At 51.2% G+C, this 15,887-nt stretch carries 13 protein-coding genes; 10 read left to right on the top strand and 3 right to left on the bottom strand.

Features of this window, described 5'->3' with window-relative positions; genetic code table 11:
- Positions 1–167 precede the first annotated feature (167 nt).
- From HCZ99_RS08380 to HCZ99_RS08415, 7 genes are all read left to right on the top strand, one after another.
- Entirely contained in the window at positions 168–947 is a 780-nt protein-coding gene (locus tag HCZ99_RS08380) for an MBL fold metallo-hydrolase (protein ID WP_254869522.1), read from the top strand.
- 90 nt (positions 948–1,037) lie between these two features.
- The gene (locus tag HCZ99_RS20680) at positions 1,038–4,349 is read left to right on the top strand and encodes an ABC transporter transmembrane domain-containing protein (protein ID WP_254869523.1); all 3,312 of its coding nucleotides are present in this window, start codon (positions 1,038–1,040) and stop codon (positions 4,347–4,349) included.
- A 121-nt stretch (positions 4,350–4,470) separates the two neighbouring features.
- Positions 4,471–4,710 (top strand): hypothetical protein, encoded by a 240-nt coding sequence (locus HCZ99_RS08395; RefSeq protein WP_167446480.1) that lies wholly within the window; start codon positions 4,471–4,473, stop codon positions 4,708–4,710.
- Positions 4,711–4,821: 111 nt separating this feature from the next.
- Positions 4,822–6,534, top strand: coding sequence for an AIPR family protein (locus HCZ99_RS08400; protein WP_167446481.1), 1,713 nt, complete (start codon positions 4,822–4,824; stop codon positions 6,532–6,534).
- Positions 6,535–6,552: 18 nt separating this feature from the next.
- The gene (locus tag HCZ99_RS08405; protein WP_167446482.1) at positions 6,553–6,753 is read left to right on the top strand and encodes a hypothetical protein; all 201 of its coding nucleotides are present in this window, start codon (positions 6,553–6,555) and stop codon (positions 6,751–6,753) included.
- Positions 6,754–6,830: 77 nt separating this feature from the next.
- Positions 6,831–8,315 carry an NAD-dependent succinate-semialdehyde dehydrogenase gene (locus HCZ99_RS08410; RefSeq protein WP_167446483.1) on the top strand — a complete coding sequence of 495 codons (1,485 nt, stop codon included), beginning with the start codon at positions 6,831–6,833 and terminating at the stop codon, positions 8,313–8,315.
- A gap of 45 nt (positions 8,316–8,360) precedes the next feature.
- Positions 8,361–9,761, top strand: a complete 1,401-nt coding sequence (locus HCZ99_RS08415) for an aspartate aminotransferase family protein (RefSeq protein WP_167446484.1) — start codon at positions 8,361–8,363, stop codon at positions 9,759–9,761.
- A gap of 123 nt (positions 9,762–9,884) precedes the next feature.
- Here the strand turns inward: HCZ99_RS08415 and HCZ99_RS08420 are convergent, their stop codons facing one another.
- From HCZ99_RS08420 to HCZ99_RS08430, 3 genes are all read right to left on the bottom strand, one after another.
- On the bottom strand, positions 9,885–10,301 hold the full coding sequence (locus HCZ99_RS08420) for a hypothetical protein (RefSeq protein WP_167446485.1): 417 nt from the start codon (positions 10,299–10,301) through the stop codon (positions 9,885–9,887).
- A gap of 210 nt (positions 10,302–10,511) precedes the next feature.
- Complete coding sequence (locus HCZ99_RS08425) at positions 10,512–10,925, bottom strand: hypothetical protein (protein ID WP_167446486.1); 414 nt, start codon at positions 10,923–10,925, stop codon at positions 10,512–10,514.
- 190 nt (positions 10,926–11,115) lie between these two features.
- A complete protein-coding gene (locus HCZ99_RS08430) occupies positions 11,116–12,135 on the bottom strand; it encodes a TRAP transporter substrate-binding protein (RefSeq protein ID WP_167446487.1) in 1,020 nt (339 codons plus the stop codon).
- Between the two features lie 226 nt (positions 12,136–12,361).
- Here HCZ99_RS08430 and HCZ99_RS08435 point away from each other — a divergent pair, with 226 nt between their 5' ends.
- The 3 genes from HCZ99_RS08435 to HCZ99_RS08445 all read left to right on the top strand — a co-directional run bounded on the left by HCZ99_RS08435 (position 12,362) and on the right by HCZ99_RS08445 (position 15,791).
- Positions 12,362–13,759 carry a PLP-dependent aminotransferase family protein gene (locus tag HCZ99_RS08435; protein WP_167446488.1) on the top strand — a complete coding sequence of 466 codons (1,398 nt, stop codon included), beginning with the start codon at positions 12,362–12,364 and terminating at the stop codon, positions 13,757–13,759.
- 153 nt (positions 13,760–13,912) lie between these two features.
- Positions 13,913–14,494, top strand: coding sequence for a TRAP transporter small permease (locus tag HCZ99_RS08440; protein WP_254869524.1), 582 nt, complete (start codon positions 13,913–13,915; stop codon positions 14,492–14,494).
- Positions 14,495–14,507: 13 nt separating this feature from the next.
- Positions 14,508–15,791 carry a TRAP transporter large permease gene (locus HCZ99_RS08445; protein WP_167446489.1) on the top strand — a complete coding sequence of 428 codons (1,284 nt, stop codon included), beginning with the start codon at positions 14,508–14,510 and terminating at the stop codon, positions 15,789–15,791.
- Positions 15,792–15,887: the final 96 nt, after the last annotated feature.

A 15,887-nucleotide genomic window follows, 5' to 3' on the forward strand; every position in this document is an offset into this window, starting at 1 on the left:
GATTTTTGGCACGTAACAAATTGATTTGTCGGCATCTGTTTGCAAAACCGATGATCGGTGTAGGCCCCAATTAAATCTGCGACAACCGGCCAAAAACCAAACAAATCAATTCATATTTTTTGAATGTTGTTCTAGTCTTTCGACAAAAGATCGGGAGAACGGGGAAAATGAAGCTTACTTTTGCGGGAACAGGGTCGGCATTTTGTATGGCTGCCGACAACTTTCAGAGCAATATGGTTCTGGAAACGATCCCGTCGGGTGACGAACTGCCACAACGCCTGCTGATTGACTGCGGCTCTGATGCGCGCCATTCGCTGCGCAAACTTGGGCTGATGCCCAATGACTTTGACGCGGTCTATGTCAGCCACCTGCATTCAGACCATATTGGCGGTCTGGAATGGATGGCGCTTGCCAACTACTTTGTCTTTGACGGGCACCGGGTGGAACTCATCACCGCCGAAGAATTGATCGAACCGCTTTGGGAACACTCGCTTCGGGGTGGCCTTGAAACCAGTGATCATGGCAACAGCAAGCTGTCGTCTTATTTCGATGTAACCGCGCTTAAACCCCAAGACGGGTTTTCGTGGAACGGTGTATCGTTTGATGTGATCCCCGTGCCCCACGTCGTCACCGAAGAAAAAACCATGTTGTCCTATGCGCTGTTTGGGCACGCAAAAGACAAAAGCTTTTTTCTGACCACCGATGCGATTTTCAACCCCGAAGCGCACATGCCCTATTACCGCAAGGCCGACATCATTTTTCAGGATTGCGAATTGGGGCCACGTCATTCTGGTGTTCACGCCCACTATGATCAACTCGTCACCCTACCAGACGAGATAAAAGCCAAGATGTGGCTGTACCACTATCAGGCCTATGATAAACCAGACGCCAAAGCAGATGGTTTTTGCGGATTCATCAACCCGGAACAAAGTTTCGACCTTGGCTAATCCCCCGTTTGGTGGATAATCCGCGCGATCACAATAAATAGCGAGCAATCAGGTCAAATAGTACCTGACCAAACCATACGGGACGCGCGAATGCCAAAATCGGTTTTTGCCTATATCTGGCGTTATAGTAGCCTGCAACAGATCATTTTGACGGCAATTACATTGCTGTCATTTCCGTTTCTGTACTACTCACTCGACCTGCCTAAAATGATCGTCAACGAAGCGATCGGCGGGGCCGGTGCGCCATATGAAATTGTCGGTTTTGATCTGACCCAGATCGAATATCTCTTTGCGCTTTCTGGTATTTTCCTCGCCCTTGTTTTCGTCAATGGCGGGTTTAAGTATTTCATCAATGTCTATGTCGGGGTGATGTCCGAACGGCTTTTGCGCCGTTTGCGTTACAATCTGTTTGAACGCGTCTTGCGTTTCCCTTTGCCGCATTTTCGTAAAACCAGTCAAGGCGAAATCGTCTCGATGATCACCGCCGAGGCAGAACCGCTTGGCGGGTTCTTCGGCGAAGCTTTCTCTCTGCCGCTGTATCAGGGCGGTATTCTGGTCACGATTTCGGCCTTTATCTTTATCCAGGACCCGTTGATGGGCTTGGCCTCCATCGCGTTTTACCCGTTACAGGGATATTTGATCCCGAAACTGCAAAAACGCGTCAATATGCTGGGCAAACAACGCGTGCAAAACGTGCGCCGGATGTCCGAACATATCGGCGAGGCCGTTGGGGGTGCGACCGACATTCGCGCCAACGAAACGCAGGGGTTCGAACTTACCCACTTCACCCAGCGTCTGGGCCGGATTTTTGAAATCCGTAAGGAAATCTATTTCCGTAAGTTCTTTATCAAGTTCCTCAACAACTTCATCGCCCAGATCACGCCGTTCTTCTTCTATTCGATTGGCGGCTATTTGGTGATTGTCGGCGATCTCAGCTTCGGCGCCCTTGTCGCGGCCCTTGCCGCTTACAAAGACATGTCCGCCCCCTGGAAAGAGCTTCTGGCGTATTACCAGCGCCTTGCCGATGCGCGCATTAAATACGAACAGCTTTATGAACAGTTTGAACTGCCCGATCTGGCATCTGAACATCAACTGATCGTGCCGGTCTCGCCGCGCCTAAGCGGCCCGCTGGATGTCACGGCCCTGTCTTGGGTTGATGATGATGGCACGCGTGTTGTTGAAAACGTCTCGTTCAATATGCCACTTCCGGGCTCCGCCCTTTTGACCGGGTCTTCTGACAGCGGGAAATCACAAGTCGCGCGCTTGCTTGCCCGAATTCTCGACCCGACCGGCGGGCGTATTTCATTCAAAGACACGGACGCAACCAGCCTTCCCGCTGCCGTGGTAGGGCAACGCTTGGCCTATATCGGCAACGACGCCTATCTGTTTAATGGCAGCATTTCAGACAACCTGTTTTATGGCCTGAAACACCGCCCAATCCTTGTTGACGCGCCGACAACCCCGGCTGGCGACAATGATAATGACAGTGACAGCAACATTGACAGTGACGCCGAAAAACACAGTCTGGATGCCGACGACAAAGCCAACACAATCCACTTGGCAAAGTCGAAGGGCGATGACGCACGCGATACCAGCAAGTCCAAGGCCTATAACGACCTTGTTGAAATGCCATTGCCAAAGTTTGTTGACGAAATCGACATTTCCGACCCGACCGCCCTGCCGTGGAAATTGACCCGCGAAATGTATGACGAGGTTCAGCGTTCCGGCAACATCCCCTACGATCCGTCCGCCGAATGGGTTGATTTTGTCGGGCCCGGCTTCTCGTCGCGCGAAGAACTGCATGCCGAACTGATGCGTCTGCTTGAGGTCGTCGGTCTGGACCGCGACATCTATCGCATTGGTTTGCTGCGCCGTGTTGAACCTGCACAACATCCCGAACTGGTTGAATCGGTTCTGTCCGTGCGCCCGCGGCTTAAGGAAATCCTCGAAGAACGGGAATTGTCCGATCTTGTCGAACCCTATGACATCGACAAATACAACGACAACGCACCGGTTGGTGTGAACCTGTTGTTCGGGACACCGTCACAATCGTCCTTTGGTCGGCTTGAATTCCTGTCCCATCCGTTTATTCAGCAAACTCTGCGCGATACAGGTCTTTATGAACGCATGGTCAAAATGGGCCGTGAAACGCTTGATCTGATGATCGAACTGTTTACCGGCCTTCCCCCGGGACATGAATTCTTTGACCGCTACAGCTTTGTCTCGGCCGATGAAATCCCCGAAGTCAAAAGCATCCTTAAACGGACCGAGGGTGTGGCGTTTGAAGACATCCGCAAAGAAGACCAATTGCAGCTGATTGATGTTGCCATGCAATTGACCCCGGCACGTCACCGTTTGCGGGTCATTGATGATGACTTCCGTCAGTTGGTCCTGTCCGCACGGCCAAAATTCCGTGAAAACCTGCCCGACGAACTGAAATCGCTGATCGATTTCTTCGATGGCGATGGCTACGCACCTGCGGCACCGGTTCTTGATAACTTGCTGTTTGGTCGATTTGCCTATGGCCGTGCAAATTCCGAAGAACGCGTTGGCGAAGTTCTGTTTGAAATCGCCCATGAAAGCGGCCTTTACGAAGAACTCGTCAATCTTGGCCTTGAAAGTCAGGTCGGCGTTGGCGGCAGCCGCGTTTCACAAACCCTGCGTCAGAAAATCGCCCTTGTCCGCGCGCTGATCAAAAATCCTGATCTGCTCGTGGTTGACGAAGGCCTCTCTGCGCTTGATCGTGAAACCCGCGAAAGCGTCATCAACTACCTTACCGGCGAAAATGACAATACCAGTCTTCTCTGGGTCGCGGGCGATGATCAGGATAATGATAAATTCGACGCCTTGCTGCATATGTCGAACGGCAAACTGGTCAAACGCCACAGTCACACCGCTGATGACACCTCGTCAGACGTCGGTGATGCCGAGGACGACGCACCGCTTGCCGATGGCGATATCGACCAAGAGGTCCGGCTACTGCGCACCATCCCGCTCTTTGCGGGGCTTGATCCAAGTGTGGTCAAACTCCTTGCCTTTACCAGCCCGCGCCTAACCTTCAAACAGGGCGAGGTTCTTGTAAAACAGGGTGATCCTGGCGATGCGGCCTATGTGGTGATTTCGGGCCGTGGTGAAATCTGGCTCACGACCGAGGAAATGCAAACGGTCAAATTGCGCGATGTGAACCCCAAGGAAGTCATCGGCGAAATCGCCCTTCTGGTCGACGCCCCGCGTTCGGCAACCATCCGCGCGGTTGACGAAATGTCAGTCCTTAAACTCGACAAGGCTGAATTCCTTGGCCTGGTCAGACAGGACCAAGCCGTCGCCACCCAGTTGATCCGCGTCCTGGCCGACCGCCTCGACCAAACCACCAAACAGCTCAGCAGCAAGAATAATGACTAGGGCACGATATCTGCCCCATCAAACATTCAGCCTGCAAGCAAACTGACTTTTGTGATAAACCGGATCGGCACGTTGATCCGGTTTATTGCTTTTACAGTCCCCAAACGCATCGCCCCATTTCATGAATAAAATCGCCTCTATCCTGATTGCTTCCGTATTTGCCATCGTTCTGCTTGGCGGGTTTTTGGCCCTTGTCGGCGGCAGCATCTTGGGGGGATTGATGTTTCTGATCGGCATTCCCTTTGCCTTTCCGATATCCACCGGCATCGTTGTGCTGTTCTTTGCCGTGATCATCATCCGCACTGTCATTGAAAAACGGCGCGAACGGCGCGCTTTTCCTCGCACTACAAACTTTGAATGAAGTTGGGAATACGTCATAAATCCACAAAAGAATAATTAGATTAATTCCTTTCAATTTTCAAAATACACATCCATGATATGACACACGCAAAAGTTATACTGGAGAATTGCAATGGACGATCCGATTCTGAAAGCGTATTTGAAAGATTTTGCAAAAGAATTTAATATTTCCGATTTAAAAGAACCAGATATATTTGAGTATTTTTCCGCCTATTGTGTAATGTTTAGAGATTTCTCCGAACATACAATACTTGAAGACATCGTTGTTGGTGGAGGACTGGATTCTGGAATTGATTCTTTAGGATTATATTTAAATGACATACCTATCACAACATTCTCACAGGTTGACGAAGTATCAAGTAGACAAAAGATAGATGCAGATTTTTGCTTCGTTCAATCAAAGACATCTAGGAATATTAGCGCTGCTGAAATTGGGAGTTTTATCCAAGGAATCAAAGAATTCTTTGGCGAAAAATATATGCCAACGAATGAACACATTTCAGAAAAAAGGGATTTATCGAGTTACGTATTTGAAAAAAGCGTAAAAATGAGATTCAAACCGCGACTTCATCTTTATTATTGCTATGCAGGAACCTATAAAGCAGACCGTGTAATTGAAGCGCGAGTGTCCGCTGGCAAAGATGAGCTTCTTTCATTAAACTTATTTTCAGATGTCCGTTTCACTTTTCTTGATTCGAACAAACTTCAAGAGAGATACCAAGAAGTAAACCTCAGAATAGAGAGAGAAATTACCATAAACGAGTACGCTGCCTTACCTCCCATAAATGGAATCCGGCAAGCATATTTAGGTGTATTACCATGCAAAGAGCTAATAAAACTTCTATCAAATTCAGATGGAAAATTACACAAATCACTTTTTAATGAAAACGTTCGCGATTTTTTAAGTCGAAACCCTGTAAATGACGAAATTGAAAAAACATTGCTCTCGACAGAGAATCAAAGCAGATTAGCCGCACTAAACAATGGCGTAACGATTGTCGCAAGAGATGTCAGAATAGTAGGAAAAAAATTTACACTTGGAGATTTTCAAATAGTAAACGGATGCCAAACAAGCCACATTGTATTTGCGAATCAAGACAAAATACTTAGCGATACGTCTTTACCAGTTAAAATAATTGAAGCGGAAGACAGAGAACTAGTAAATGAAGTCGTTAGAGCAACGAACAGACAGACAGAAGTCAAAGATGAAGCATTTGTTGTCCTTTCAGATTTCCACAAAAAACTAGAAAGATTCTTCCTTAGCATAGACGATCCAGTTGACTATAAACTTGTTTATGAAAGACGAAAACGGCAATACTCCGATTCGGCATACACCTCCAAAAACATTGTAACTTTAACTTTTTTAACCAACAGCTTCGTAAGCTGTTTTTTAGAAAACCCTGTAGATGCCAACGACTATTATGGCGTTCTACTAAGGAGATACAATAAAGATATGTACATCGACAATCATTCGATGTGGCCATATCTTTTATCAGCAAGAGTACTAAAAGAAGTAGAAAAGCTTTGCACTGGAGGAGCAAAAAAGAACTTGTGGAAATTCCGCTTCATAATATCTCTCTTGCTGCAGAGAAGTTTTGGTGAAAAACCCAAAATACATGATGAAAAATCACAAAAAAATTATACAATAAATGCTCTCAACAAACTCAAAGATCAAAAAGAAGTTATTAGACGAGTGAAATTAATTGAAAAAATAATAGCAAAAAAAATATCATCTAATGTTGAAAAAATAGATGTTCGAAATGCCCATCAGGATAGAAAATTTGTGGAAACTTTGATACAAGAGTGGCCATCACCTCTCGAATAAATTCGGATCACTTTTCCGATGACAATCAGCTTGGTGGTGCTGTTCTTTACCGTCATCATCATCCGCACCGTGATCGAAAAGCGCCGTCAAAAGTGCGAAAAGGCGCAGAAGACTGATTTTCTGCGCCTTTTCGCACCCAGCAGAAAAAACATTCGTTTTTTACCACCTCGGGCCAAAAAAAACGCATCATTTGACGCGCAGTTCAGACACCTCCTCTGACAAAGCACTGATAGCTTCCTGTCAGTTCAATAAACACGCTTGGCGCATGTGCGTCCGCACGTTTTAAGGAGGTCCCAATGTCGGCACAATCAGAAGAACAGCGTTGCATCTCGCTCAGCCAGCTCGCTGATCTGCGCCTTTTGCGCGAACATGCTTACATTGATGGTCGCTGGTGTTCTGCGGACAACCTGCAGGTCATCGAAGTCACCAACCCGTTTGACGGCAGCTTCATCGGCACCGTGCCAAACATGGGCGTCTTTGAAACCCGCAAAGCCATCGCAACCGCCAAGGAAGCTTTCCCGGCCTGGGCCGGCATGCTGCCGCAAGACCGCGCAAGCGCGCTGCGCCGCTGGCATGATCTTCTGATCGAAAACAAAGAAGACCTCGCCCTTCTGATGACGCTTGAGCAAGGCAAACCGATTAACGAAGCCCGGGGCGAAATTGATTACGCCGCAAGCTTCATTGATTTTTACGCAGAAGAAGCCAAGCGCGTGAATGTTGAAAACATCACATCCCACTTGCCCGGTCGCAACATGTCGGTCAAACGCGAACCGATTGGCGTCACCGCCGCGGTGACCCCATGGAACTTCCCCTGTGCGATGATCACCCGTAAGGCCGCTGCGGCCTTGGCGGCGGGCTGCACCATGATTGTGCGCCCGGCAACCGAAACCCCGTTTTCCGCCACCGCCTTGGCCGAACTGGCCGAACGTGCGGGCATTCCAGCAGGCGTGTTTAACGTTGTGACCGGCGATCCGAACCCGGTCGTCGGCGAACTGTGCGGCAACACCGATGTCCGTGCCCTGTCCTTTACCGGCTCCACCGAAGTTGGCCGTTTGTTGCTGTCACAGGGTGCGCAGACGATCAAAAAAATGTCGATGGAACTGGGCGGGCACGCACCGTTCATTCTGTTTGATGATGTTGATCTCGACGAAGCTGTGGCCCACGCGGTCAATGCCAAGTTCGCCACCAGTGGGCAGGATTGCCTTGCGGCCAACCGCATCTTTGTTCACCGCAATATCTATGCTGACTTCATTGATAAATATGCCAAGGCAATCGCGGCTTTGCGGGTTGGCAACGGCATCGAAGAACACGTTGAAATCGGTCCGCTGATGCATGACCGTGCGGTTGGCAAATGCGAAGAACATGTTGCCGATGCCCGTGAAAAGGGCGCACGCGTTGTGACCGGCGGTAAAAAGATGGGCGGCTTGTTCTATGCCCCGACTTTGCTTGCAGACGTCACCGAAGACATGCAAATCTTCCGCGAAGAAACATTTGGCCCGGTGGCACCTGTCATAGCCTTTGACACCGAAGAAGAAGTCATCGCCAAAGCCAATGACAGTGAATATGGCTTGGCCGCCTATCTGTTCACCAGCGATTACGACCGGGCAAACCGGGTCTCGAATGCGCTGGAATACGGCATGGTTGCGCTGAACTGCGTGAAAATCACCGGCGCGCCGATCCCGTTTGGCGGCGTAAAGCAATCTGGCCTGGGCCGCGAAGGATCGCGTCACGGTCTCGAAGAATTCACCGAACTCAAATATGTCTGCGCCGCTTTTAAATAATAACGCGCGCATCCAAACCAACTGCATTCACATGGGAGAACAAAAATGAATGTTATCAAAAACTCAACCGCCGACCTGCAGGCGATGGACCGGGCGCATTTCATGCATCCGTCGACCAATATGCGCCAGCACGCGGACGGCGAAACGCCGAACCGCATCATCAATGGCGGTAAGGGCATTTACATTCATGACACCGAAGGCAAAGAAAGCCTTGATGCATTCGCCGGTCTTTACTGTGTGAATATCGGCTATGGCCGGACCGAAATTGCCGACGCAATCTATGCCCAGGCCAAAGAACTGGCCTATTACCACACCTATGTCGGGCACGGGAACGAGCCGGTCATTCGTCTGTCGGATCGCATCATCAAAAGCGCGCCCGAAGGCATGCAGCGCGTCTATTACGGCATGTCCGGATCGGATGCCAACGAAACCAACATCAAACTGATCTGGTACTACAACAACATCCGCGGCCTGCCGCAGAAGAAAAAAATCATCTCGCGCTGGCGTGGTTATCACGGCTCCGGGATCATGACCGGCAGCTTGACTGGCCTTGCGGCTTTCCACAACGCGTTTGATCTGCCGCGTGCGCCGATCTTGCACACCACCTGCCCGCACCACTACTGGAACGCAGAAGCCGGTGAGACCGAGGCAGAATTTGCCAAACGTTGTGCCGACGATCTTGAAAAAATGATCCTGCGCGAAGGTCCGGAAACCGTTGCAGCCTTCATCGGCGAGCCGGTCATGGGCACGGGCGGCATCATCACCCCGCCAGAAGGCTACTGGGAAGCCATCCAGGCCGTCCTGAACAAGTATGATGTTCTGCTGGTCGCTGACGAAGTTGTCACCGCCTTTGGCCGTACCGGGTCCTATTTCGGTTCGATGCACTATGGCATCAAGCCGGACCTGATCACGATTGCCAAGGGTGTGACCTCTGGCTACCTGCCGCTTTCCGGTGTGATTGTTGGCGAACGCGTTTGGAAAGTACTCGAAGAAGGTTCTGACAAAATGGGCCCGCTTGGCCATGGCTGGACCTACTCGGCCCATCCGGTCTGTGCGGCCGCTGCCAATGCCAACCTTGATATTGTCGATGGTGAAAACCTGACGGGTAATTCGGCTGAAACCGGTGGCTACATGCAGCAGCGCATGCACGAAACCTTTGACAACCATCCGCTGGTTGGCGAAGCCCGCGGCGTTGGCCTGATGGCGGCACTTGAATTCGTGGCGGACAAAACCAAAAAAGAACGGTTTGATCCAAATGCGAAAATCGGTCCGCGCATCTCGGCCGCTTGCCTTGAACGCGGCATGATTGCCCGTGCCATGCCTCATGGCGACATCCTTGGCTTTGCACCGCCGCTCACGATCACCAAAGCCGAAGTCGACAAAGTCGTCGACATCGCCAAACAGGCCGTTGATGCCGTTGCCGACGAAGTTGCCGCTGGCAAATAAAAGGTATCAGCAACACAGCAATCGCAGATCCAGTTGGTGATTTTACCAACCAAATGCTCTCAGAGGCCGGCCCACGCCGGCCTCTGTTTTTGTGCGAACCCTGTTGCCAGATTTATTGCCAGATTATTCTGCCTTCCGCCCACAAGTTGCCTGATACGGTCCATTCAGGGCAATTTTGAATGAATAAGCATGACAGGTTTTGACATATCTATCATTCTTATAGATCTCGATCGTGACGTGCTGCCATGTCTTGTCAAACTGCATGCTCCCCCCCAGATGCCAAAACTTGGTCACCAGAAGTTCGGTATTCCCTATGCCGTTAAATCCATTCCGGATGGATGCCTCGTTCGAGTTCGCAATCGTTTGCGCAACAGTGGCTTTCTCTCCATCCGTCGACGCAAGCCGTAGCTGGTCGTTGGAAATAGGCAGGTAATCATTCTCGCTGCCGACATAGACATTGCTGTAATTCCCGGCAGATGCAGGGACCGAAAGCACCGCGAAAGCAAGGAAAAGTACCGACGTCGCGACAAATCTTAGCATCATGTTTCCTTTCAAAATGAAACGTACGATGTCCGACGGTCGATGTGCTTAAGTTGTGAAATTGAAGGTCAATTTTGCGCCGAAAAATCGTCGCACGTCGATGTGGTTTCAGGCGCATGTCACGCATCTTAAACACCGATACGTTAAGGGGCCGGTCAGATGATCGGCCCCTGTTTTATGCGTTCAAGCAACGCGTCACTTGCGCATCACCTAGCACATGGTATCAAATTTACCGTCTTTGCCCTTGCTCGATGAAACCGTGCAAGACCCGATCTGGCTGCCCGATGCATTGATGATATTAAGCTTGATCTCAGCACCATCCCCCTCAGACCACCAAATCGTTCCCGCAGAATCAGAACCAATAAGATTCAACGTGAATGGGGAACTTTTGGACACTGCCGAAACGATTTTCGGGTCATCGGCATTACTCAGGGCTTCCTTGACGGTAACAGCCGCTTTATCCGGTGACTTTTCACCCCATTCGCTTGGGCTCATCGGAACACCGTTCGGGGAATACACTTCAGCATGTGCCGACGTCATAAACGTCCCCAACAGCACGAATGCCATCATCACCGCCGGGAACAGAAAGTCCCGCAAGGCTTGGGAAAGATTGAGATAACTCATCGTCATTTCCTTTCAAATATGGACTGAACACACCCGCTTACATGCCGCAAACCGGTGCCCACATTTGACGTGCAACCGCACCACCCTGTGAGAAACCAAGCAGCACCCTGCCGATGACAAACAAAAACCCCCGCAAGCACAGGGCTGCGGGGGTTTTCGTTAGATCGGAACAAAGATGTGGGAAGATCCCTTACATCTGGGTACCAAATTCTTTACGAAGCGAATCAAGCACTTCTTTGGTGTCACCGCCAACTTCATCAACGAGGCTTGCGCCAACGCCTTTAGAAGCTTCTTTAAATGCGGCACGCTGTTCTTCATTCAAACGAATGACCTTGATTTCCGGCTTGGCTTCTTTGATGCGCTCAAGCGCTTCTTGGTTTGCCTTGGCCTGTGCATCATAGATGAAGTCATCAAGCTCGGCTTTAACCTCGGCAAGCATTTCTTTACGCTCGTCCGAAAGACCGGCATAGAAATCAGCATTTGAAACCACGGTGGTGGTGTATTGCTGCTGACCGGCATAAACCAGATAATCGGTAACTTCGTAGAATTTCGCGCTTTCAACGAAGAAGATCGGGTTCACCTGAGCGTCAACAACGCTGGTCTGAAGACCCGAATAAACTTCACCCCACGGCAGAGCAACCGGATCAGAACCAAATGATTTATAGGTTTCGATCAGGATCGGCGAGGTCATGACACGGAATTTCACACCATCAAAATCAGCCGGTTTTTCGACTGGCTTCTTGGTTGTCCAGACCATTTCGCCTTCTGGATACATGGTGAAAAGTTTCAAGCCTTTGGACACGAAGTCCTTGCCAAGATCGTCATAGATCGTCGGGCTGCTTGAAAGGACTTTTTTGTTAACTTCGTTATCCTGCGACAGCAGGTAAGGCACGCCAAAGACCTGAATTTCCGGAACGAACGTCCCCAAATGGCCCGGCGATGCGTTCGAGAACTGAACAGCACCCGCAGCGGTCAATTCGGTGATGTCGTTTTCCGTGCCCAGCTGACCATAGGTGTAAATGGTCACGTTCACGTCGCCATCGGTCTTTTCTTCGACCAGGCGTTTAAATTCTTGCGCATACAGGTCCTGCACATCGCCCGGGCTTTCCTCGTGGGCAAATTTCCATTCTTCAGCATGGGCGGCGGTTCCAGCAACTGCAAACAAAGCAGCAGCCGATAGGGTCGCCTTGAGGAGTTTATTAAAACTCATTTCGAAGTCTCCCTTATTGTACGCACAGTAACCGGGGACTTACGCATTAAGCCCCGGTTTTTGGTGGCGTCTTGGTTGGCACATAAAATATGAACGCCCAAAGTGTTGAAATGTTCCTGCATCAGGTCAATGCTAGTTTTGTATCAGGACATAATAACTTTGACGTCTACACATTTACCCATCTGTCATGTTAGGCTTTGCCAAAATCAAACAGGTGGAAACGTAAATGTGGTTGCCGGAAATCGATCTGAGTGGCGAAACAGGGCCTAAATACAAGGCACTGGTCGAAGCAATTATCATCGATATCGAAGCAGGACGCCTGCGGCACGATGTCCGGATGCCCACCCACCGTGAACTGGCCTATCGCCTGAAAGTCAGCGTTCAAACCGTCAGCGCGGCCTACAAAGAAGTCGAACGCCAAGGCTATTTACGCTCCGAACGACGGCGCGGCACCTTTGTTCAGGCCCGCCAGACCGACCGCGCATCGTCCTTTATTCTTGATCAACGCCAAGCTGATTTGATCGATCTGTCGATTGTGCGCACCGCCTATACCGACTTTCATAATGATCTGTCGCGCCAAATGCATGCCCGCCTGGCCGAAGAACCCATGCATAGCTGGATGGAGGGATGCCGCCCGGTCGCAGGCTTTGAACATCACCGCGAAACCGGCGCCAGATGGCTTGAAACCATGGGGGTGACCACCACCATCCCCAACATCCTCATCACCAATGGCGCGGCCCAAGGTGTGTTTACCGCCCTTGCCACCATTGTGCAGCCCGATGACGTTGTCCTGACCGAAAGCCTGACCGACCATGGCGTGATCGGCACCGCCAGCATCCTTCGGTTTAAGCTGGGCGCCCTTCCAACCGACGAAGAAGGCATCCTGCCCGAAGCATTTGCCCGCGAATGCCATCAACGTCAGATCCGCGCCCTTGTCGTTACCCCGATTTTCACCAACCCGACCAATTGCCTGATGGGGTTGGAACGGCGCAAAAAAATCGCCGAAATCGCCGAACATTACGGCGTCTACATCATCGAGGATGATGTCTATCGCCCGCTTCTCGAACAAAACCTGCCGCCGATCACAAGCTTCGTGCCCAAGCTCGGCTTTCACGTTTCCAGCCTGACCAAGATCGTCATGCCGGGGCTGCGCACGGGCTTTTTAACCGTCCCGCAGCACCTGTCCATCCGTGCGAGCAGCGTTTTGCGCGTCACCGGCTGGATGGGGACTCCATTGATGGCCGAGATCGGCGCACGCTGGATTGCCGATGGCACCGTCGATCAGGCGGTCACCGTCCAACGCGCCCTGATGCGCGAACGTCAGGCCCTCGTCGCCGAAATCCTTGGCGATGCGGTTGTCCGCCACCACCCCACATCGCTTAGTGCATGGGTGCGTATTCCGGCCCATTGGCAAGAAGAATGGTTTGCGTCTGAATTGCGCAAAAACGGCGTCGCTGTCACGATTTCCGACCCCTTCATGACCGTCAAAGTCCCCCGCCCCAATGCCATTCGGCTGTGCCTTGGCGGGGCGGCCGATACCCCGACCCTGCAACATGGTTTGATGCAAATCCGCCACACGATGGAGCAGATGCCCGGTGTTCACGCCTTCGACGTTATGTATTGATTTTTGTGTCATGACAAAAATGTGATTGAACCGTCACAAAGCAATTTTATTCTGATCGCTTAGGCGTGAAGCGAAGACAATCGTGCGGAGGGAACCAATCACTGCACATTGCGTTTTTACAAGAATGTCTCGCACGCGCATCAAGGAGGTCGTATGTCAGCTTCTCAAGGGGATTCCCCTGCCCCACGCGGTGGGGTTCTAGGTTTTTTAAAGAAACTTGATGACGGATTATCCGTGATTGAGCGTCAGCTTCTGGGCTGGAGCATCGTGATCATGGCGGTCAATACGGTCGCCAACGTGATCATGCGCCTCGTATTTAGTTCGAGCATTTTCTTTTCCGAAGAACTCAATCAATTTCTCATTATTCTTGTGACCTTTGTCGGCATCAGTGAAGCCGCCCGGATGGGGCGCCACATTCGCATGTCCGCCTTTACCGATATGCTCCCGCCAAAAGCCAGCAAGATCATGATGATCATCATCACCACCGGCACGGCCTGCCTTCTGTTCTTGTTGGCATGGTATTCGGTTGGTTACGTGTCTTCTTTGATTACCTCTAATCGCCTGACACCGGCCCTTCGCATTCCATATTATTTCACCGTTCTCTGGGTGCCATTCGGTCTGACCGTCACGGGCATTCAGTTCGTGTTCGCCGCTGCGACGAACATCTTTGTTCCGGGGACACACCTGTCCTATCGGGTCGAAGATACGTTCGAAGCCGAAGACCATCACCTATAAGGAGAACGGAAAAATGGATCTAGGAACCACAATCCTTATCGTGATGCTTGGGCTGTTGTTGCTCGGCTTCCCGATGATGGTCCCGCTTGCCACGGCCAGTGTCGTGGCCTTTGCCTTTTATATGCCCATCCCCGAACGCATCCTCATTCAGCAAATGGTCACCGGTATTTCCCCGGTCGCGCTGATTGCGGTGCCAATGTTTATCTTTGCTGCTGACATCGTGACCAAGGGACATACAGCCAACCGGCTGATTGACCTTGCCATGACCTTTGTGGGCCATGTGCGCGGCGGCCTTGCCGTCACCACCGCCCTTGGCTGCACCATGTTTGGCGCGGTATCGGGCTCGACACAGGCAACCGTGGTTGCCATGGGCGGCCCGCTGCGTCCCAAAATGCTCAAAGCCGGCTACGAAGATAAATTCGCCATGGCCTTGATCATTAACGCCAGTGACATTGCCTTTTTGATCCCGCCATCAATCGGCATGATCGTGTTTGGTGTGGTCGGCAAAGTCTCGATCGGCGAACTGTTCCTGGCCGGTATCGGCCCTGGCATTCTGATCTTGCTGATGTTCTCGGCCTATTGCGTCTATTACGCCAAAAAGAACAACATCCCGACCATCCCGCGCATGAGCTGGTCTGAACGCGGCAAGGCCGTGGTCAGTGCCGGCCCTGCCATCATGTTCCCGGTCTTGATCGTTGGCGGCATTTATCTGGGTTGGGTCAGCCCGACCGAAGTCGCCGCCGTCGCGGTTGTCTATGCCATCATTCTTGAAGTGCTGATTTTCAAATCGGTCAAATGGTCTGAATTGCTTGATATCGCGCGCTCGACCGGCCTGATTACTGCGGTTGTGTTTATTCTTGTTGGTGCGGGCACGACCTTCTCGTTCGTGATTTCCTTTGCCCAAATCCCACAGCATGTCATTGGCGCGCTGGGGCTTGAGGGTGCCAATCCTTACGTCATTCTGGCCGCGATCAGTATTGCCTTCTTTGTCGGCTGTATGTTTGTCGACCCAATCGTTGTCATCTTGGTTCTGACCCCGATCTTCATGCCGCTGGTCAATGCCGCCGGTCTTGATCCGGTTCTGGTGGGGACACTCGTGACCCTTCAGGTGGCGATTGGCTCGGCCACACCGCCATTTGGCTGTGACATCTTTACCGCGATTGCGATTTTCCGACGACCCTATGCCGAGGTGATCAAAGGCACGCCGCCCTTCATCATCATGCTGTTGTTGGCCGCAGTCATCTTGATGTTTGTGCCACAAATTGCCCTGTTCCTGCCTGAGCTTGCCTTCCGCTAAGCGGCACACCAGATCAGGATCATAGGGGATGCACATCGTCATCGTGCGCCCCACCAAAACGAAACCAAGGTGGTCCAGACCAAAACAGGGTCCGGA

The sequence above is a fragment of the Thalassospira lucentensis genome (assembly GCF_011806425.1).
Lineage (GTDB): Bacteria > Pseudomonadota > Alphaproteobacteria > Rhodospirillales > Thalassospiraceae > Thalassospira > Thalassospira lucentensis_B.

What these genes read in the sequence shown, in the direction of transcription:
- HCZ99_RS08435 (WP_167446488.1), top strand. Translation starts at nt 12,362, where the DNA reads ATGTGGTTGCCGGAAATCGATCTGAGTGGCGAAACAGGGCCTAAATAC.
- HCZ99_RS08380 (WP_254869522.1), top strand. Translation starts at nt 168, where the DNA reads ATGAAGCTTACTTTTGCGGGAACAGGGTCGGCATTTTGTATGGCTGCC.
- HCZ99_RS08395 (WP_167446480.1), top strand. Translation starts at nt 4,471, where the DNA reads ATGAATAAAATCGCCTCTATCCTGATTGCTTCCGTATTTGCCATCGTT.
- HCZ99_RS20680 (WP_254869523.1), top strand. Translation starts at nt 1,038, where the DNA reads ATGCCAAAATCGGTTTTTGCCTATATCTGGCGTTATAGTAGCCTGCAA.
- HCZ99_RS08420 (WP_167446485.1), bottom strand. Translation starts at nt 10,301, where the DNA reads ATGCTAAGATTTGTCGCGACGTCGGTACTTTTCCTTGCTTTCGCGGTG.
- HCZ99_RS08400 (WP_167446481.1), top strand. Translation starts at nt 4,822, where the DNA reads ATGGACGATCCGATTCTGAAAGCGTATTTGAAAGATTTTGCAAAAGAA.
- HCZ99_RS08405 (WP_167446482.1), top strand. Translation starts at nt 6,553, where the DNA reads ATGACAATCAGCTTGGTGGTGCTGTTCTTTACCGTCATCATCATCCGC.
- HCZ99_RS08410 (WP_167446483.1), top strand. Translation starts at nt 6,831, where the DNA reads ATGTCGGCACAATCAGAAGAACAGCGTTGCATCTCGCTCAGCCAGCTC.
- HCZ99_RS08415 (WP_167446484.1), top strand. Translation starts at nt 8,361, where the DNA reads ATGAATGTTATCAAAAACTCAACCGCCGACCTGCAGGCGATGGACCGG.
- HCZ99_RS08425 (WP_167446486.1), bottom strand. Translation starts at nt 10,925, where the DNA reads ATGAGTTATCTCAATCTTTCCCAAGCCTTGCGGGACTTTCTGTTCCCG.
- HCZ99_RS08430 (WP_167446487.1), bottom strand. Translation starts at nt 12,135, where the DNA reads ATGAGTTTTAATAAACTCCTCAAGGCGACCCTATCGGCTGCTGCTTTG.
- HCZ99_RS08440 (WP_254869524.1), top strand. Translation starts at nt 13,913, where the DNA reads ATGTCAGCTTCTCAAGGGGATTCCCCTGCCCCACGCGGTGGGGTTCTA.
- HCZ99_RS08445 (WP_167446489.1), top strand. Translation starts at nt 14,508, where the DNA reads ATGGATCTAGGAACCACAATCCTTATCGTGATGCTTGGGCTGTTGTTG.